16 protein-coding genes are annotated in these 19,024 nt (G+C 57.4%); 5 read left to right on the top strand and 11 right to left on the bottom strand.

The genetic code is table 11. The annotated features are described in order from the left end of the window. Nucleotides 1–7 precede the first annotated feature (7 nt). The 6 genes from nqrE to B4U49_RS09180 form a co-directional block, all read right to left on the bottom strand. Nucleotides 8–616 (bottom strand): NADH:ubiquinone reductase (Na(+)-transporting) subunit E, encoded by a 609-nt coding sequence (gene nqrE / locus B4U49_RS09205; protein ID WP_078084301.1) that lies wholly within the window; start codon nucleotides 614–616, stop codon nucleotides 8–10. 3 nt (nucleotides 617–619) lie between these two features. Beyond that, nucleotides 620–1,288, bottom strand: coding sequence for an NADH:ubiquinone reductase (Na(+)-transporting) subunit D (locus tag B4U49_RS09200; RefSeq protein WP_078084315.1), 669 nt, complete (start codon nucleotides 1,286–1,288; stop codon nucleotides 620–622). Nucleotides 1,289–1,296: 8 nt separating this feature from the next. Continuing rightward, nucleotides 1,297–2,079 (bottom strand): Na(+)-translocating NADH-quinone reductase subunit C, encoded by a 783-nt coding sequence (locus tag B4U49_RS09195; RefSeq protein ID WP_078084300.1) that lies wholly within the window; start codon nucleotides 2,077–2,079, stop codon nucleotides 1,297–1,299. Next, nucleotides 2,072–3,283: an NADH:ubiquinone reductase (Na(+)-transporting) subunit B gene (locus B4U49_RS09190; RefSeq protein WP_078084299.1), complete on the bottom strand. Its 1,212-nt coding sequence runs from the start codon at nucleotides 3,281–3,283 to the stop codon at nucleotides 2,072–2,074. The genes B4U49_RS09195 and B4U49_RS09190 overlap by 8 nt, the downstream gene beginning before the upstream one ends. Nucleotides 3,284–3,285: 2 nt before the next feature. Further along, nucleotides 3,286–4,626: a Na(+)-translocating NADH-quinone reductase subunit A gene (locus tag B4U49_RS09185; RefSeq protein ID WP_078084298.1), complete on the bottom strand. Its 1,341-nt coding sequence runs from the start codon at nucleotides 4,624–4,626 to the stop codon at nucleotides 3,286–3,288. Nucleotides 4,627–5,122: 496 nt separating this feature from the next. Further along, a complete protein-coding gene (locus tag B4U49_RS09180; protein ID WP_275078281.1) occupies nucleotides 5,123–6,580 on the bottom strand; it encodes a glyceraldehyde-3-phosphate dehydrogenase in 1,458 nt (485 codons plus the stop codon). Between the two features lie 344 nt (nucleotides 6,581–6,924). On the opposite strand from B4U49_RS09180, the gene mfd reads away from it, so the two are divergent. The 3 genes from mfd (at nucleotide 6,925) to B4U49_RS09165 (ending at nucleotide 12,835) form a co-directional block, all read left to right on the top strand. Continuing rightward, the gene (gene mfd, locus B4U49_RS09175; RefSeq protein WP_078084296.1) at nucleotides 6,925–10,422 is read left to right on the top strand and encodes a transcription-repair coupling factor; all 3,498 of its coding nucleotides are present in this window, start codon (nucleotides 6,925–6,927) and stop codon (nucleotides 10,420–10,422) included. Between the two features lie 200 nt (nucleotides 10,423–10,622). Next, nucleotides 10,623–11,495 (top strand): CsiV family protein, encoded by an 873-nt coding sequence (locus tag B4U49_RS09170; RefSeq protein ID WP_158078587.1) that lies wholly within the window; start codon nucleotides 10,623–10,625, stop codon nucleotides 11,493–11,495. A 104-nt stretch (nucleotides 11,496–11,599) separates the two neighbouring features. Then, nucleotides 11,600–12,835: a DUF819 family protein gene (locus tag B4U49_RS09165; protein WP_078084294.1), complete on the top strand. Its 1,236-nt coding sequence runs from the start codon at nucleotides 11,600–11,602 to the stop codon at nucleotides 12,833–12,835. Nucleotides 12,836–13,191: 356 nt separating this feature from the next. On the opposite strand, the gene B4U49_RS09160 is transcribed toward B4U49_RS09165, so the two are convergent. From B4U49_RS09160 to B4U49_RS09145, 4 genes are all read right to left on the bottom strand, one after another. Next, nucleotides 13,192–13,407 (bottom strand): cold-shock protein, encoded by a 216-nt coding sequence (locus B4U49_RS09160; protein ID WP_066964075.1) that lies wholly within the window; start codon nucleotides 13,405–13,407, stop codon nucleotides 13,192–13,194. A gap of 309 nt (nucleotides 13,408–13,716) precedes the next feature. After that, the gene (locus B4U49_RS09155) at nucleotides 13,717–14,835 is read right to left on the bottom strand and encodes a mechanosensitive ion channel family protein (RefSeq protein WP_193432832.1); all 1,119 of its coding nucleotides are present in this window, start codon (nucleotides 14,833–14,835) and stop codon (nucleotides 13,717–13,719) included. A gap of 128 nt (nucleotides 14,836–14,963) precedes the next feature. Then, nucleotides 14,964–15,977 (bottom strand): beta-N-acetylhexosaminidase, encoded by a 1,014-nt coding sequence (gene nagZ, locus B4U49_RS09150; RefSeq protein ID WP_078084314.1) that lies wholly within the window; start codon nucleotides 15,975–15,977, stop codon nucleotides 14,964–14,966. Between the two features lie 75 nt (nucleotides 15,978–16,052). Beyond that, nucleotides 16,053–16,703 (bottom strand): TetR/AcrR family transcriptional regulator, encoded by a 651-nt coding sequence (locus B4U49_RS09145; RefSeq protein ID WP_078084293.1) that lies wholly within the window; start codon nucleotides 16,701–16,703, stop codon nucleotides 16,053–16,055. 289 nt (nucleotides 16,704–16,992) lie between these two features. Between B4U49_RS09145 and B4U49_RS09140 the strand changes: the two genes are divergently transcribed. Then, entirely contained in the window at nucleotides 16,993–17,325 is a 333-nt protein-coding gene (locus tag B4U49_RS09140) for a DUF6763 family protein (protein ID WP_078084292.1), read from the top strand. Nucleotides 17,326–17,473: 148 nt separating this feature from the next. On the opposite strand, the gene B4U49_RS09135 is transcribed toward B4U49_RS09140, so the two are convergent. Continuing rightward, nucleotides 17,474–18,115, bottom strand: coding sequence for an LOG family protein (locus tag B4U49_RS09135; RefSeq protein ID WP_078084291.1), 642 nt, complete (start codon nucleotides 18,113–18,115; stop codon nucleotides 17,474–17,476). 246 nt (nucleotides 18,116–18,361) lie between these two features. Here B4U49_RS09135 and lexA point away from each other — a divergent pair, with 246 nt between their 5' ends. Next, nucleotides 18,362–18,970 (top strand): transcriptional repressor LexA, encoded by a 609-nt coding sequence (gene lexA / locus B4U49_RS09130; protein WP_078084290.1) that lies wholly within the window; start codon nucleotides 18,362–18,364, stop codon nucleotides 18,968–18,970. Nucleotides 18,971–19,024 lie beyond the last annotated feature (54 nt).

The following is a 19,024-nucleotide window of genomic DNA, read 5'->3' as shown; positions in this document are numbered from 1 at the left end:
TCCCCGCTTAGATATCGATGCCGCCGAAGGACATGAAGCCCAGCGACATGAGACCAACGGTAATGAAGGTGATACCCAGGCCTTTCAGACCATTCGGTACATCGCTGTACTTCATGCGTTCGCGAATGCCCGCCAGAGCGGTAATCGCCAGCGCCCAGCCGAGGCCGGCACCGAAGCCATAAGCAACACTTTCACCAAAATTGTATTCGCGCTCCACCATGAACAGAGACGCACCCATGATGGCGCAGTTCACGGTAATCAGCGGCAGGAATACACCCAGGGCGTTGTAGAGCGCCGGTACATATTTATCCAGGAACATCTCCAGGATCTGTACCAGTGCCGCAATAACGCCGATGTAAGACAGCAGGCCGAGGAAGCTCAGGTCCACGTCCGGGTAACCGGCCCAGGCCAGCGCACCGTCTTTCAGCAGGTAGGTGTAAATCAGGTTGTTAACCGGAACGGTGATGGTCAGTACTACGACAACCGCAACACCGAGACCAACCGCCGCTTCGACCTTCTTGGATACCGCGAGGAAGGTACACATCCCGAGGAAGAAGGCCAGCGCCATGTTTTCAACGAAAACGGCGCGAATGATCAGAGAAATAAAATGTTCCATCTATCAGGCCTCCTGTTGTGCCAGCGGCATCTTAGAGTTGGACGCGATCTTGAACTCGTCCTCTTCCACTTGCGCAGGCTTCCAGGTACGGATTGCCCAGATGATCAGGCCAATCAGGAAGAAGGCGCTCGGCGGCAGCAGCAGCATACCGTTCGGCACATACCAGCCACCATTGTTCACGGTAGACAGGATTTCGAAACCAAACAGTTTGCCTGCACCGAACAGTTCACGGATGACTGCCAGACAGATCAGGATGAAGCTGTAACCCAGACCGTTGCCGATACCGTCGAAGAAGCTGTCCTTGGGACCGTGCTTCATGGCAAAGGCTTCCGCGCGGCCCATTACGATACAGTTGGTGATGATCAGACCAACGAATACCGACAGCTGCTTGGAGATGTCGTAGGCGTATGCCTTAAGGATCTGATCCACCACGATTACCAGCGACGCAATTACGGTCATCTGCACGATGATCCGGATGCTGTTGGGAATCTGCTTGCGGATCAGGGAGACCGACAAGTTCGAGAACGCAGTTACCGTGGTCAGTGCAATACACATCACCAGGGTGACCGCCAGCGAGCTGGTTACCGCCAGCGCGGAACAGATACCAAGGATCTGCAGCGCGATGGGGTTGTTGTTGAAAATCGGCTCCAGCAGAGTGTCTTTCAATTTCATGCTCATGCTTACGCCTCCCCTGCTTTAAGGTTTTTCAGGAAGGGACCGTAACCCTGGCTGCCCAGCCAGAAGTTAACCAGGTTGTTGACGCCCTTGCTGGTGAGCGTGGCACCGGACAGGCCGTCAACCTTGTGCTCAGCATTCGGCGTATTGGCGTCAACGCTGCCCTTGATCACGGCGATGTCTACGTTGCCGCCGGCATCGTAAACCTGCTTGCCTTCCCACTGGGCTTTCCAGCGGGGGTTATCCACTTCACCGCCCAGTCCGGGAGTTTCCTTGTGCTCGTAGAAGCCCAGACCAGCAACGGTCGTCAGGTCGTTCTCAAGCGCCAGGAAGCCGTACAGCTGGCCCCACAGGCCGTAGCCGCGGACCGGCAGGATGATGCGCTGAAGTTCACCGCCCTTCTCCACCAGATACACCTCTTTGGTGTTTTCACGGCGGATGATTTTGGCGGTGTCCTCTTCCGCTGGCAGCTTTTCACTGGCGCTGGCGATCTTGGCGGCGGCGCGACCGCTGCCGCCTGCCGGCGCTTCATCAGTGAATTTGCCAGTGTTCAGGTCAACGTACTTGATAGTGACATTGCCGAACGCTTCTTCGATCGCCTTGCGGCTGGTCTGGTCTGGAGAGATCAGGCCACCGGCGAGAAGTACGTTCTTTTTCATGTCCAGTTCGGCATTTGCTTCCTGCTTGGGCTTGAGCATCACTGCCGCGGTGGAAACCACCACGGAACAGACGATACACAGTACCAGAGCAACAATCAGCGTACCTTTTACGGAATCTTTATTAGCCACGTGCCAACCTCCGTTTGATATGGGACTGCACAACGAAGTGGTCAAACAGCGGCGCGAACAGGTTGGCGAACAGGATCGCCAGCATCATGCCTTCCGGGAACGCCGGGTTCACCACGCGGATCAATACACACATCACGCCGATGAGGATGCCGTACCACCAGCGACCTGCGTCGGTCATGGCAGCGGACACCGGGTCGGTAGTCATGAAGATCAGACCGAAGGCGAAGCCGCCCACAACCAGGTGCCAGTACCAGGGCACACCGAACATCGCGTTGCTGTCGGAACCGATCATGTTGAACAGGGTCGCGGTCGCCATCATGCCCAGCAGAGTGCCGGCAACAATACGCCAGCTCGCAATCTTCATGCCGATCAGGATCACGCCGGCAATCAGCATGGCCAGGGTGGAGGTCTCACCGATAGAGCCGTGCATGTTGCCTAGGAACGCGTCCATCCAGGTCAGCTGACCGGTAGGCACGCCAACGGCGCCGTTCTGGATGCCTTCGCTGGCCAGTACGGACAGCGCAGTTGCGCCGGTGTAACCGTCAACAGCAGTCCAAACCGCGTCGCCAGACATGGCGGCCGGATAGGCGAAAAACAGGAAAGCACGACCGGTGAGTGCCGGGTTGAGGAAGTTTTTACCGGTACCACCGAATACTTCCTTACCAATCACCACACCGAAGCTGATACCCATTGCCACCATCCACAGCGGCAGATCCGGCGGACAGGTCAGTGCGAACAGGATGGAAGTAACGAAGAAACCTTCGTTAACTTCGTGGCCGCGTACCGCAGCAAACAGCACTTCCCAGATACCACCGACGATAAAGGTCACCGCGTAGATCGGCAGGAAGTACATGGCGCCGTGCACCAGGTTATCCCACGCGCTATTGGCATCGTAGCTGGACAGCGCACCGATGATGGCGTGGCGCCATCCGGTCAGGTCCACGTTTTCCATGCCAGCGATGATGCTGTTGGCCTGGAAGCCCACGTTCCACATACCGTAGAACATCGGGATCATGGCACACGCCCACACGGTGATCATGATGCGCTTCAGGTCGATACCGTCGCGCACGTGAGCCGTGGTTTTGGTGCGGTCAGCGGGCTGGAAGAGACCGGTATCGATCGCTTCGTACAGCGCGTAGAACTTTTCGTATTTGCCGCCCTTGTGGAAATGCGGCTCCATGGAGTCGAGTAGTTTACGCAACATCCTTAACCCTCCTTCTCAATACGGGTCAGGTTGTCCCGCAAAATGGGGCCGAAATCGTACTTGCCCGGGCACACGAAGGTGCACAGCGCCAAGTCTTCTTCATCCAGCTCCAGGACACCCAATTGCTGGGCAACCTGGGTATCGCCAACGATCAGCGCGCGCAGCAGCTGGGTCGGCAGGATGTTCAGCGGTACCACGCGCTCGTAGGTGCCGATCGGCATCAGCGCACGTTCGGAACCGTTGGTGCTGGTGGTGAAGTTGAACAGCTTGCTCTTCATCAGGCGACTGATGTAGATCGGCAGTATGGAGAAACGGTTAGCACCCGGAGTGAAGTAATGCAGCATCGGACGCTCGCGGCCTTCCTGCAGAACACTCACCTGGTTGTGGTAACGGCCGAGGTACGCCAGCGGACCGGCAGCGGTGCGACCGCCAAACACGGATCCGGACACAACGCGGTTATCGTCGCCAGTAGTTTCGCCAGCAGTCAGCGCTGTCAGATCCGCACCCAGACGGGTACGCAGCAGACGCGGCTTGGTGACCTGCGGGCCGCCCAAGGCAACAACGCGATCGGTGAACAGCTTGCCGGTTTCGAACAGCTTGCCCACGGCGATCACGTCCTGATAACCAATGGTCCATACCTGGCGGCCTGGCTTGACCGGATGCAGGTAGTGAATATGAGTACCGGAGAGACCAGCGGGGTGCGGGCCGGCAAAGGCTTCGCGCTGTACGGTCGCAACACTCGGAACCGGGATATCGGCGTCCGGGGCGGTACATACGAAGGTCTGCTCAGCGAGCTTGGACAGGATTTCAACGCCCTGGGAGAACGCTTCACGCTGCTCGGCAATGACCACAACCGGGTCACCCGCCAGCGGATTGGTATCCATGGCATTGATAAACAGGGCGGAAGGCTGGGCGTCGAGCGCCGGCACCTTGCTGTAAGGACGGGTACGCAGTGCTGTCCACATGCCCGACTCGATCAGGTTCACGCGAACCTGTTCGGCAGTCAGACTGGCCAGTTTGTCAGCACTGTAGCTGGCGAACTGCTCAGCTTCATCGCCATCCACCTCGATTACCACAGACTGCAGTACTCGACGGGCACCGCGGTTAACGGCAACCACGCGGCCAGCGGCCGGTGCGGTGTAGCGAACCCCTTCGGTTTTCTTATCGGTGAACAGCAGCTGTCCGAGTTTGACGCTATCCCCTTCCGCAACCGCCATGGTGGGCTTCATCCCGTTGTAATCGGGACCAATCACCGCAACAGTCTTGGCTGCAGGGCCATCATGGATGACCTGCTCGGGCGCGCCGGATATGGGTAAATCCAATCCCCGACGGATCTTTCTCATACGCCTATGCCTAGTTCTAATGTTGATAGATTTAGTAGGTTTAAAAGTTTCTAGGTTAAAAACCCTGAAAATGAGGAACCCATACGCGGGGGCTTAGGCCGTAGTGAGCCTGATACATGCTGAGAGCGGGCTAATAAAGAGTAGCCACACAGAAGGCATGCAGAGGTAGAAGTCGTCGCTCAGTGCTCGGGAGGCGCATAGAACCGCCGTTGCCCTGGCAACCCGCAGTCTTTGCGCAAATATTTCCCGGCACACAGCAGCCCCGCAAAATCGCGCGCATTATAAGGATGGGGCCGAGGGTTTACCAGAGGAGATGGAGCCAAATCGGCTCAAGATGAGTAAAATTTTGCTGAAAAAACAACGACTTTAGTTGGAGACACCACCCTGTCGTCAGCCTCGCCCCGGGCGGGTCGAGGTGGCGCAGGAATGATCTGTCTGACCAAACCCCTGCGCCGCGGAGTCCATGAGGGCGCATGCGCCCTCACCCGACACCGGATCAGTCTTTCTTCGGGAAGACTTCGTAATGAACACCAGCCATATCTTCCAGGCAGCGCACCACCTGACAGCTGTAGCCGAACTCGTTGTCGTACCAGCAGTACAGCACCGCGTTGTCTTCATCGACGATGGTGGCGATGGAGTCGAATACGCAGGCACGGCGGGAACCAACGAAGTCACTGGATACCACTTCCGGAGAATTGGTAAAGTCGATCTGCTGGCGCAGCGGCGAGTGCAGCGCCACTTCGCGCATGTACTCGTTCAACTCGTCCTTGGTGGTCGACTTGCCCAGACGCAGGTTCAGGATCGCCATGGACACATTGGGGGTCGGCACCCGGATCGCATTACCGGTCAGCTTGCCCTTCAGCTCAGGCAGCGCCTTGGATACCGCCTTGGCAGCACCGGTCTCGGTCAACACCATGTTCAGCGCTGCAGAACGGCCGCGACGCTCACCCTTGTGGTAGTTGTCGATCAGGTTCTGGTCATTGGTGTAGGCGTGTACGGTCTCTACGTGGCCGTGCTCGACGCCGTACTTGTCCATCATCGCCTTCAGCACCGGCACGATGGCATTGGTGGTACAGGAGGCAGCAGACAGGATCTGGTCTTCCGGCTTGATGTCGCCGTTGTTGATACCGTACACAATGTTCTTCAGGTCGCCCTTGCCCGGTGCAGTCAGCAGCACCTTGGCCGCGCCTTTGCTCTCCAGGTGCTGCGCCAGGCCTTCTTCATCACGCCATACGCCGGTACTGTCGACGATCAGCGCATTGTTGATGCCGTGCTGGGTGTAATCCACTTCCTGCGGGGAGTTGGCGTAGATCACCTTCACTTCATTGCCGTTGCAGATCAGGGTGCTGGTCTCTTCGTCCACACGGATAGTGCCGTTGAAGGCGCCGTGTACCGAGTCGCGGCGCAGCAGGGAGGCGCGCTTGACCAGGTCGTTGTCCGCCTTGCCCTTGCGCAGCACGATGGCGCGCAGACGCAGCACATCGCCACTGCCAGCCTTTTCGATCAGCAGGCGGGCCACCAGACGGCCAATCCGACCGAAACCGTAGATCACCACGTCCTGGGACTGCGGCAGCGGCTTGCCTGCGCCACTGGCGTCGGCCAGCTCTTCGCGCACGAATTCCTCGATGGACAGACCGCGCTGGTCGCGCATGTATTTGTTGGTCAGGGTACCCAGGTCAATATGTACCGGGCCCAGGTCCAGTTTGCAGATGGCTTCCAGCAGCGGATAGGTCTCGAACTCGGACAGCTCGTTCTCCTCCACCTGACGCACAAAGCGATGCGCCTTCATGATGCTGAGCACGGAGCGGTTAACCAGGTTCTGGCCGTACATGTAAATGCCGACGTTGCTTTCCCGGTTGAGCTTGCCAATCATCGGAATCATGGATTCCGCCAGCGCTTCACGCGCCTTCCAGTCCTTGAAAAAGTCAGCGGGCTTCGGTCGCTTCTGAGTCACAGTCGGACACCTCTGCAAAGTGAAAAAATAGGTCGAGCCTTACTCCACCCTGAGGCTCTATCCCAAGGATAAGAATGGTCCAAAAAACCACCTCTGGCGCGAAGGCCGGCGCATTATGTGTATTCACCTGAAGCCGCGCAACCGCACAAAAAATGGCCGAAAAACTGTAGTTAAACTACATTTTTTCGAGCGTTTAAACGCACTGCGGCAACGCCGGATTCACCGGTCACGAGCGCCCTTTTCCAACCATTGCACGACCCACACCTGCACTGGTCACCGTTCACCGCTACAATAGCTGCCCTCCCGGCCGTCAGTGGTCAGAAAGCACGGAATTATAAGGAAACATGAGTCAGTTCCCCCCTTTATCCCCCCCCGCTTTTCGTTCACAGAATGACCGGCAATTCTGGGGCCAGCTGCACGGCGCCAGCGCCGCGCTGGCCATTCTGCAGGCAGCAAAAGCCAGCAGCGCGCCGACACTGCTAATAGCCCGTAATAGCCAGGAAGCACAGCAACTCGAGCTGCAGCTGAAATTTTTTAACAAGCCCCGTCGAGATGGCGCCGGAGAAAGCGAGGCGAAACACCAGGGGAGCGAGCTGGAAATTTCCCAGTTTCCCGACTGGGAAATCCTGCCCTACGACACCTTCTCCCCACACCAGGACATCATCTCGGATCGACTGGCCACCCTGTACCGGCTGCCGCAGATGGAAAGCGGAATCGTCATTGCGCCGGTCAGCACCCTGCTCCATCGACTGGCACCCAAGGATTATGTGGCCGGGAATGCCCTGGTGCTGAAAGAGGGACAGAAGTTTGACCTGAACGCCCAGCGTCGACTGCTCGAACAAGCGGGCTACCACTGTGTCGACACCGTGTACGAGCACGGGGAGTTCGCGGTGCGCGGCGCACTGATGGATATCTTCCCCATGGGCAGCAACCTGCCCTACCGCATCGACCTGTTCGACGATGAGATCGAATCCCTGCGCACCTTCGACCCGGAAGACCAGCGCACCGTGGACAAGGTAGAGCAGATCCACCTGCTGCCCGCACGGGAATTTCCGATGCACAAGCCGGCGCTGGCCAAGTTCCTTGAGCGCTGGCACGAACAGTTCGACTGCGATCCCGGCCCCGTGTCTATCTATCAGGACATCAGCGCGGGCATTGCCCCTGCGGGCATTGAGTACTACCTGCCGCTGTTTTTCGATCGCTGCGCGACCCTGTTCGACTATTTACCCGAGGGCAGCCAGGTGTTTGTGCAGGGCGACCTGCAACAACCGGTGGAATCCTTCTGGCGAGAAACCGAAAACCGCTACCAGAGCCGCCGCGGCGACCTCACCCGCCCCATCCTGGAGCCCCGTCAGGTACTGCAGAATATCGACGAGTTTTTCGGTGCACTGAAGTCCCTGCCCCGCGCATTCTTCTCTGCAGAAAGCCTCCCGGAAGCGGCGGGCAACTACAACTTCGCGAGCATGCCTCCCCCCAGCCTGCCGGTGGACGGCAAGGCAGAGCAGCCACTGAATGCGCTCGAAGCCTACCTGATGGAATTCGATGGCCGCGTGCTGTTCTGTGCGGAAAGCGGCGGTCGCCGGGAAGCTTTGCTGGAACTGCTGAGCGGCATTCGCCTCAAGCCGAAGACTGTCGACAGCTGGCAGGAGTTCCTCGCCAGCGATGAGCGCTACGGCATTACCGTTGCCCCGATCGATACCGGCCTGTTGTTACAGGACCCGTCGCTAAACCTGATTGCCGAGCCGCAATTGTTTGGCGAGCGAGTGCTACAGCAGCGCCGCCGCAAGAAGGCAAAAGAAGACGCGGACAATGCGGTAAAAAACCTCGCCGAATTACGTATCGGCGCACCCGTGGTGCACATCGATCACGGCGTCGGTCGCTATAAGGGTCTGCAAAGCCTGGATATCGACGGCCAGCAAGCGGAATTCCTGACCCTCGAATACGGGGACGGGGCCAAGCTCTATGTACCGGTGGCCAGCCTTCACCTGATCAGCCGCTATTCCGGCGCCGACGAAGAACTGGCGCCGCTGCACAAGCTGGGCAGTGAGACCTGGCAGAAAGCGAAACGCAAGGCCGCGGAAAAGGTCCGCGATGCCGCCGCTGAACTGCTGGATATCTACGCCCGTCGCGAGGCTCGCGTAGGGCACGCGTTTGGCGATCCCGGCCTCGCCTACCGTGAGTTCACTGCGGGCTTCCCTTTCGAGGAAACGCCGGACCAGCAACTGGCCATCGAGTCGGTGGTGGGAGACATGCTGTCGGACAAGCCCATGGACCGCCTGGTTTGTGGCGACGTCGGCTTCGGCAAAACCGAAGTCGCCATGCGTGCGGCCTTCGTAGCGGCCCACGGCGGCAAACAGGTCGCCATGCTGGTTCCCACTACCCTGCTCGCCCAACAGCATTTCCAATCCCTGCAGGACCGCTTTGCAGACTGGCCGATCACCATCGAGGTGATTTCCCGCTTCCGCAGCAATAAAGAGGTGGAAGCCATCAAGGAGCGCGTCACTGCCGGCAAGGTAGATATTCTTGTGGGAACCCACAAGCTGCTGCAGAGCGACCTGAAGTTCAAAAACCTGGGACTGCTGATCATCGACGAGGAACACCGCTTCGGTGTCCGCCAGAAGGAAAAGCTAAAGAGCCTGCGCTCCGAGGTAGATATCCTTAACCTTACCGCCACACCTATTCCTCGCACTCTGAACATGGCGATGGCGGGCATCCGCGATCTCTCCGTGATCGCCACCCCACCTGCCCGAAGACTGTCGGTGAAAACCTTTGTACGCGAACACGACGACGCGCTGATTAAGGAGGCTATCCTGCGGGAGATCTTGCGCGGTGGTCAGGTGTACTTCCTGCACAACGAGGTGAAGAGCATCGAGCGTATCGCGCGGGAGCTTCAGGAACTGGTGCCCGAGGCCCGAATCGGTATCGGCCACGGCCAGATGCGCGAGCGCGAGCTGGAACAGGTGATGAGTGACTTTTACCACAAGCGCTTCAATGTGCTGGTGTGTACCACCATCATCGAAACCGGTATCGACATTCCCAACGCCAATACCATCCTGATCGAGCGCGCAGACAAGTTCGGCCTCGCCCAGCTGCACCAGCTGCGCGGTCGCGTGGGCCGATCTCACCACCAGGCTTACGCCTACCTGCTGACGCCCAACAAGCGCGCCATGACCGGGGATGCGGTCAAGCGACTCGAAGCCATCAGTGAAGCGCAGGATCTGGGCGCCGGCTTTACCCTGGCTACCCACGACCTGGAAATTCGCGGGGCCGGCGAGCTGCTCGGCGAAGAACAGAGCGGCCAGATCCAGAGTGTCGGCTTCAACCTGTATATGGAGATGCTCGACCACGCCGTCAAAGCCATCCGCGAGGGACGCACGCCGAACATCGACGAGCCGCTGGAATCCCCTGCGGTGGATGTGAACCTGCGGGTGCCGGCGCTGATCCCCGAGGACTACCTGCCGGATGTGCACAGCCGCCTGATCATGTACAAGCGCATCGCCAATGCCGAAGACAAAACAGCCCTCAAGGAGCTGCAGGTTGAAATGATCGATCGTTTCGGCCTGCTGCCTGAACCGCTCAAGCACCTGTTCCGCATTACCGAAATCAAGCTGAACGCCAACAAGATGGGCATCCGCAAGCTGGAAGCTTCGGCCACAGGCGGACGCATCGAGTTTGCGGACAATGCCAATGTGGACCCACTCACCCTGGTCAAGCTGGTGCAGACCCGCCCAACTACCTACCGGTTGCAGGGCGCCAATCAGCTGAACTTCGTGCTCGATGAGAGCGGCCCGGAACAGCGCCTGCAACAGGTGAACGACGTTCTGCAACAGCTGTCTCAGTAACGCGCACGGGGCCGAACAGTCGGCACAACTGCTGATCAATCGGTGATAAGATGGAGGAATTCGTCGCCAAAGGAGGCGGCGAATCTGGCTCGCTTCCGGGACGCTTCCGGAAGCGCCAAGACAGGCACAGGTCAAAGACCCCAGGGCTGAACTCCGATGGGAAGCCCCGGCATAGGCACAACGAAAAAAGCGGTATCAAGATGACCCTCACCAACAAACAGGTCACAACTCGCCTGAAACAGCTGACCGGCGCTGCATTGCTGGCACTTTGCGCTGCGGGCGCGCAGGCGGCCGGTTATGCGGGCACCCAGTTTGAAATTGAGATGGTGGTTTTCGCACGGGACAGCGGCATGGATCGTTCCCGGGAAACCTGGCCCACGGCGCTGCGTCTGGACTATGACAACCAGTGGGTCGATTTCGATACCCCGTCAGCAGCAGACCCGATGAGCCCGGCCCTGCAGCCAGCCCCGAATCAACTGGACAACAAGGTCGCCGCCCTGAACCGCGCGCGCGACTACAAAGTTCTGTTTCACAAGACCTGGCGTCAGGTACTGCAGAATGAGCGCAATGCGCCGGCAGTACTGATCAGCGGTGGCGAACTGGACGGTAACCACCACCAACTGGAAGGCAGTGTGACCCTGAGCGTTTCCCGCTACCTGCACCTGAGCACAGACCTGTGGCTGAGCGAGTGGATGCCCCAGACCGGTGGCCTCGACGATCAGACCCAGCTCAGCGGGATCCCGGTACCGACCCGCCCTCGCGCGGCCATCCAGAACGCTGGCGATGAACCCATGGATCTGGCCACCTCCGCCGGCGGCGCTAACCGGGACTTCGGTTACAGCACCAGCGCTAACTCCGCCGTTTTTCATGGCGATGGCGAATTCGCAAAACCCGCCGAGCCAACCCAGAAAATGGCTGCGCGCGTAGCGGTGCTAAACGAGGAGCGCCGCCTGCGCAGCGGCGAGCTGCACTATATCGATCACCCCAAGCTGGGAGTCTTGATCGAGGTACGCACCGTCCAGCAGCAACCAGAGCCGAGTGATGAGGAAGAGCCAATGGAGTTCTCCCCCTGACCGGGTAAAATACTTTGCAAAACGGCCCTCTGCGGGCCGTTTTCCTTTTGGGCTTACCATCCTCTACTTTCGTATCAGGAATTCATAAAAATAAGGCAATTTCCATGATTACCAACGATGCCATCATTCTCGGCATGCTCGCCGCGATTCTCGGCTTTGTGTTTTACACCGCGAGCAGCGAACAGCGCTTCTGGAAGCGCTTTTACCGCTTTGTGCCCGCACTACTGCTGTGTTATTTCCTTCCGTCCCTGCTGACCACCTTCCACATCATCGATGCACACAATTCGAATCTCTATTTCGTAGCATCGCGCTACCTGCTGCCCGCCAGCCTGGTATTGCTGACATTGAGCATCGACCTGAAAGGCATCGTCAATCTCGGGCCAAAAGCGCTAATCCTTTTTTTAACCGGTACCGCGGGCATCGTCATTGGCGGCCCACTGGCACTCCTTATCATGTCGGCCATTGATCCGAGCATGCTGAATGGCAATGGCCCAGATGCCATCTGGCGGGGAATGACCACCGTGGCAGGTAGCTGGATTGGTGGCGGTGCCAATCAGGCTGCAATGAAGGAAATCTTCGACGTGGGCGGGGATGTCTTTTCTGCGATGGTGGCCGTCGATGTGATCGTTGCCAACCTGTGGATGGCAGTGCTGCTGATCATGGCGGGCAATGCGAAAAACCTGGACGCAAAACGGGGAGCGGATACTTCCGCCATCGATACCCTGCGTGAGCGCGTGGAAAGCATGCAGCGCAAACACGCGCGTATTCCTGCGCTGCAGGACCTGATGTTGATCGCCGCAGTCGGGTTTGGCGTGACGGCAATTGCCCACGCTTGCGCTGACTTCCTCGCGCCGTGGTTTCAGAATAATGCCCCGCAGCTGGCCCGATTCAGTTTCACCAGCTCTTTTTTCTGGCTGATCATCATCGCCACCACGCTCGGCATTGCCATGGCGTTTACCCCAGCCAAAAAACTGGAGGGTGCCGGTGCCGCGAAAGTTGGCTCCGTGTTTATCTATTTCCTGGTAGCCACCATCGGCACCCACATGGACATCACCGCCCTGAAGAACAGCCCAGAGCTGTTTGTACTCGGTATGATCTGGATGGCGATACACGCGGGCTTGATGCTTCTGGTCGCCAAACTGATCAAGGCACCGACGTTCTTTATGGCTGTCGGCAGTCAGGCAAATGTCGGGGGCGCAGCCTCGGCACCCGTGGTCGCGGCAGCATTCCACCCATCGCTCGCCCCTGTAGGCGTATTGCTTGCGGTAATGGGGTACGCACTGGGCACTTATGCTGCCTGGTTCTGCGGACAGTTATTGCGGGTAGTTGGGGCCGGATAAGGCCCCACTCAGGGCGGCACAGTGTTGCCGCCCTGTCGCCCAACAAAAAAGCCCGGGATCTTCCAGCAAACACTGGACGATCCCGGGCTTTTTTATTGGTGCCACGACGTTCCGTCGCCACTAAGCTGACAGCGTGAACTGACACCGGCATTCAGCTACAAGCATCAACAACTCCAAGCGCAGCCTCAGCTGAGATGCCTGAAATCGCGGCTTAGCGTTTTACGCCCAAAAATCAGTACAGGGCTGATTGCGCAGACTATCGTGCACGCCATCAACAATGGCGAGCCGATACCCGGGCATTGCAGCAGCCTGAGCGGCCGAAACAATGCTGTGTTGAGCGTACGTCTGGTTGGGCGTTATTCGCAGGGCACTACATCTTCTGCGAGCAGGCCTTTGTCACCCTGCTGCATTTCAAACTCAACGGCCTGCCCCTCATTGAGGGTTTTGTATCCATCACCGCGAATGCTGCGGTAGTGCACAAAAATATCCTCGGAACCTTCGGCGCAGGTGATAAAGCCATAACCCCGGGCATTGTTAAACCACTTCACGGTACCCGTAACGCGATCACTCATTAAGCCAACCTCATTTATTGTTATTGCGCTTACCCCGGTTACGGGTAAAGCGCCTACCCCAATTGCCGTGGCCAGCTCTTATGCGAAGCTGGTCCACTGTCTCTAAGTGCCTAACTGGTCATCCAGTTAAGCCGTTACTGATTCTTAGATAAAACAGCGCCACTGTCTAGGTTTACACGTGAAATTAATGTTACTTCCCACGAACAATGCGCAATTTGTCACCAAATTAACGACTAAAGCTCCACAAAATCTGACATTTGATGCCATTTAGCACTAAATCGCTTACCGGTCATTCAAGTATCAGTTGCATCAGGCACCGATGGACTTTTCCCTGGCGCCAGCAATTGCGAGCTCCGGCAGATCCGCAATATGCAGCGTCGAAGTCGGGAAGGCACAGGAAGCGCCTCGCTCCTCGATGATTTTCAGGATCTTCAGCAGCACATCCTGCTTGATCTCGTGATAGCGCACCCACTCGGTCGTACGGGTAAAAGTGTAAATAAAGAAATCCAGCGAAGACGGCGCAAAAGAATTGAAGTTCACGATCAAGGTTTGATTGGTGTCGATCTCCGGATGATTTCGCAGCATGGCGCGCACGTCATTCACGATCGGTTCCATCAGGCTGGCATCGTCGTAACGAATCCCGATGGTCTCGTAGATACGGCGATTCAGCATGCGCGACGGGTTCTCGACAGAAATCTGGGTAAACACCCCATTGGGGATGTACAGCGGGCGCTTATCGAAAGTGCGGATACGGGTAAGGCGCCAGCCGATATCTTCAACGGTACCTTCAATTTCCTGATCCGGCGAGCGCACCCAGTCCCCGACCTTGAAGGGACGGTCCAGATAGATCATCAGGCCACCGAAAAAGTTGGCCAGCAAATCTTTGGCGGCAAAGCCGATCGCCAGGCCACCAATACCACCAAATGCGAGTACACCGCTGATGCTATAGCCAAAGTGCTGCATGATCACCATAGCTGCGGTGATGATGATGGATGCGCGAATCAGCTTGCCAATAGCGCGTACGGTAGTGGCATCCATCGGCTTACCCATAAAGCGCGGGTCGGCAAGGTTCTGCTCCACAGCCTTGGCAAATCGCAAGGCGAACCAGGTCACCAGCACGATAAAGCCGATTTCGCGAACGGTAACCGCAAAGGTAAATATTTCTGCGCCAGTGGCTTTACCTGCCCTGGCAGCAGCGACAGAAAGCCCCACCAGCCACACAAGAATGGACGCCGGCGGATTGATAGAACCACAAAGGGCATCATCCCAGGGATTGACGGTGCGCTCCGCCCGCGCCTGCAAACGGCTGACCAGCAGCGTGAGCATCCACGCCGCGAATGCAGTCGCCAGCACAATCAGAAAAACTTCGGCAATCCAGAAACGGTCTTCCCCCACCAGGGAGCGCAAAAACGCTTTAGCCTGCTCCACAAATCACTCCATTTAAAACTTAAGGTTATTCGACGTCGGTTTTGAAAGATTTATTGAGATAGTACATTTAAAAACGGCGCTGGCCCCGGCAAGGGGTAGCGCCTGTAGAATTCGCTTATTGTGCCTAATTACATCCAGGATGCCAGCCATTCTCTGGTGGACTGCCAGCGGGGATTCGCCTCGAGGGCACTCCAGCTATCAATCGCAGCACGACCACGCATACGTGCCAGTCGCTCGCTCGAACGCGGGTCGGGTTCAAACCCTTCCAGCGCCTCCAGCACCTCCAGTGCACCCTTGCGGTTATTGCACACCACACCCATGTCGCAGCCAGCTTGCATAGCCGCCCTGATGCGCTCCGCATAGCCGCCCGCCGCACCGGCCCCTTCCATGGTCAGGTCATCGCTGAAAATTACCCCGTCGAACCCAAGCCGTTTGCGGAGGATCTCCTGCAACCAGAAGCGCGAGAAACCCACCGGGTTTTCATCGACATTGGCAAAGCGGATATGCGCCGGCATGACTGCCTGGAGCTCACCAGCGGCAATGCACTCAGAAAACGGCACACAATCGGATGCGAGCACGGCGTCCAGTGTTCGCTGGTCCACGGGAAGCTCTTCGTGGCTGTCTTCCAGTACCTGGCCATGGCCAGGGAAATGCTTGCCGGTGGTCGCCATTCCGGCCTCGTGCATTCCCGCCATAAACGGCCGGGCCTTTTGTGCGAGTACCAGTGGGTCCTGGGCAAAACTACGGTCACCCACAATCCGACAGAAATCATCATCGGCGTCCAGCACCGGGGCAAAACTAAAATCCACACCCACTGCCAGCAGTTCCGCGGCAAGCAGCCAGCCAACATCTTCTAGCTGCTGGGCGTCGGCATGGGCACTGAGTGCCTGCATGGAGGGGATACGAGTGAATGACTCGCGAAAGCGCTGAACGCGCCCGCCTTCCTGGTCCACTGCCAGCAGGATTTCGGGGCGTACTGCCCGAATATCCTTGATCAGGGCTTCGAGCTGTAGGCGATCGCGGTAGTTGCGAGCAAAAAAGATAAGCCCGCCCACTTGAGGGTGGCGCAGCAACTCCCGATCTTCATCGGTAAGCTCGGTACCCTCGACATCAATCATCACTGGACCAATCTGAACAGACATGAATTGCCGCTCCCACTGCAAGTCAATTAACCGGGCTGACCGGGTCTCCAGGCCCGCCCGGATACACGCCGGACTTTAGATTTCGCTGGATACCGGTGCAGTCAGCATCGCTGCGGCCGCCGGTGCCAACCGCGCAAGGGTCTCGTCGAGATCGCTCTCGGCACCGAAATCTTCCCTCAGGATAGCTTCGATGGCGTCAAAGCTCGACAGGGAAAATATGGTGGCGCCAAGCATAAAATAAAGACGCCAGTAGAAGGTAACCGGATCTACCTGGGGCAGCGCGTTTGCCAACTGCCCCGCAAAACGCCGGTAGCTGGCGCCATAGCGGGCAACAATGAAACGGCGCAGGTGGCCCTGGGACTGGGTGTAGGCAAGCCCGAGCAGGCGCATAAACCGCTTGGGATCACGCCCCTCTTCCGCCAGCCCGGCGAGCGCCACGCGATACAGGCTCTGCAGCAGGTCATCCAGTTGCAGTTCCTCACCACTGGCCTGTGCCTGCTGTCGGCGGCTAAGCTCCTGATCCAGGCTTTTCGTAAAAGGCGTAAGAAACCGCTCGAATACCGCCTGAATCAGCTCCTTTTTCGAACCGAAATGATAATTTACCGCAGCCAGATTCACTCCAGCGGTACTGGTGATCGTTCGCAGGGACGTCTCGGTAAAGCCGCGCTCGGCAAAAAGCACCTCCGCAGCATCGAGGATTCGGTTTACGGTATCCAGCTGACTCATACCATGCTCACAGCAATTCAAACTATCAATTAAAACACTTGTTTAAGCGCTGAGATTAGCACAGTCGCCGCAGGACGGCACAAAATCACACTACCCACCAGTGAACACATTTTCGCCAGAATACGAGTCGAGCAGACGCTTCATCGCAAAAATCACCCCCTACTCACAAAACACCCCAGCGGGGCCGAATCTCGCGACCGCTGTGTTACCAAGGGGCCCCCGCGCACACTAGATTGAGAACAGAGGCATTACTAATGCCAGCACTGATAAACATCAGGAGGGCTGCATCATGGCGAGAATCGCACCAGAAATTGGCAGCTGGTTTGAAAACTTCGATAGTGGCGACCTGTTTGAAGTAGTCGCTGTAGACCACCCGTCGCGCACCATTGAAATCCAGTACGTGGATGGATCGGTTGATGAGATCGACTTTCACAGCTGGCCGCGGCTACCGGTAATTGGCGCTGCCGCACCGGAAGATGCGAATGCAGGCTACGGCACCCTGGCTGAAGAAATGCAGGATGCGGAGGATGCCGGCTTCAAAAGTCCCCTCTTTTCTCCCGCGCAGAGCGCCATCGATCGACTAGAGGGCGAATCGTTCCCCGGGACCGACGAAAGCCTCTGACCGAGTTTCAATCGATTTGTGTTAAACGCGGAAACTGGATAAGTGCAGTAAAGCCTGCAATCGCTAACCTGCGACTCAATGGGACGGTAACGTAGCCCAACCTAGCCCGCTGCTAAAGAAGCATCGAACACAGTTGAAGCCAGGATTCTCAATCGTCGCCCTCGCGAATATATTCGACAATAATTTCTACAGCCTCGTCGACGGTGTCCACCAGTTTGAACAACTCTAGATCGCCAGCATCAATGCAGTTGTGGGCGAGCTGCGTATCGACCATCCAATTTATCAGTCCCTCCCAGTACTGCTTCCCTACCAGCACAATCGGGAAGCGTCGAACTTTCTGCGTCTGCACCAGGGTTAACGCTTCGAACAGTTCATCGAGCGTACCGTAACCGCCCGGCATGGCGATAAACCCCACCGCGTGTTTAACAAAAATGAATTTGCGCACGAAGAAATAGCGAAAATTCAGGCTGATATCCAGATAGGGATTTGGCGTCTGCTCAAAAGGCAATTCGATATTGAGACCGATAGAAGCACCGGACTGGGTGAAAGCGCCGCGGTTGCACGCTTCCATAATTCCGGGACCTCCACCGGTAATGACGGGGATACCCTCGCTCGCCAGCAGCTCACCAAGACGCATGGCCTGCTGATACTCATTCGTCTCTTCGGGAAACCTGGCGCTGCCAAAAACAGTCACCGCACCCTTGAGGGTAATCAGGCGCTCGATACCGTCGACAAGTTCCGATTGAATGCGTAGTACGCGCCACGCTTCCGGCATTTTTGCATCCAGCATATGCCTTCTCCATTATCGTTGTTCGCAGCCGTGAGCGACTTAACCCCATTGTTGAGGCTCGAGGCCTGGAACTGCAGACTTAAAACGCTTCAGGGCCATTCAAGTCTAGCAGTAATCAGGCGCCGCCCCCGGAAGATTGCGCACCCGCCAAATCTGTATATAATCACAGCAACTGTATAAAAATACAGACCCCGGACTCCAGGAACAGATGCCGGGAATAGCTCCGGAAACAACAGGAACGAGCCCATGACAAATCTCACCGCGCGCCAGGCACAGGTACTGGAGTTGATTAAAAGTTACCTGGACGATACCGGTTATCCCCCAACCCGGGCTGAAATTGCCCAGGAACTGGGTTTCCGCTCACCCAATGCGGCGGAAGAACACCTTAAGGCTCTCGCGCGCAAAGGGGCTATCGAGATGGTCGCCGGTGCCTCGCGCGGCATTCGTATTCCCGACTACCACAGCGGCCTGCCGATTGTGGGCCGGGTCGCAGCAGGCAACCCGATACTGGCAGAGGAGAATATCGAGGAGTACTGCGAGATTCCTGCAGAATTCTTTCATCCGCCCGCGGATTACCTGTTGCGGGTGCACGGAATGAGCATGAAAGACGCCGGTATCCTCGACGGTGATCTGCTGGCCGTACAGCGCACCGAGAACATCCGCAACGGGCAGATAGTGGTTGCGCGTATCGAGGATGAAGTGACGGTGAAACGCTTCAAGCGCCGGGGAAATCAGGCGACAGTACAGTTACTGCCCGAAAACGAGGACTTCAACGTCATTGAAGTAGATATGCGCGACCGCAACTTCGCAATTGAAGGACTGGCCGTGGGTGTTATTCGCCAGAATCCCCTGTAAGGGGAAGCGATACGCGCTGAGCAGTAAAATTCAGACATAAAAAAACAGGGCAAT

Origin of the sequence: Microbulbifer mangrovi, from assembly GCF_002009015.1 — a bacterium.
Lineage (GTDB): Bacteria > Pseudomonadota > Gammaproteobacteria > Pseudomonadales > Cellvibrionaceae > Microbulbifer > Microbulbifer mangrovi.
The sequence above is the reverse complement of the archived record's forward strand: the minus strand, read 5'-3'. Positions and strand labels throughout refer to the sequence as shown.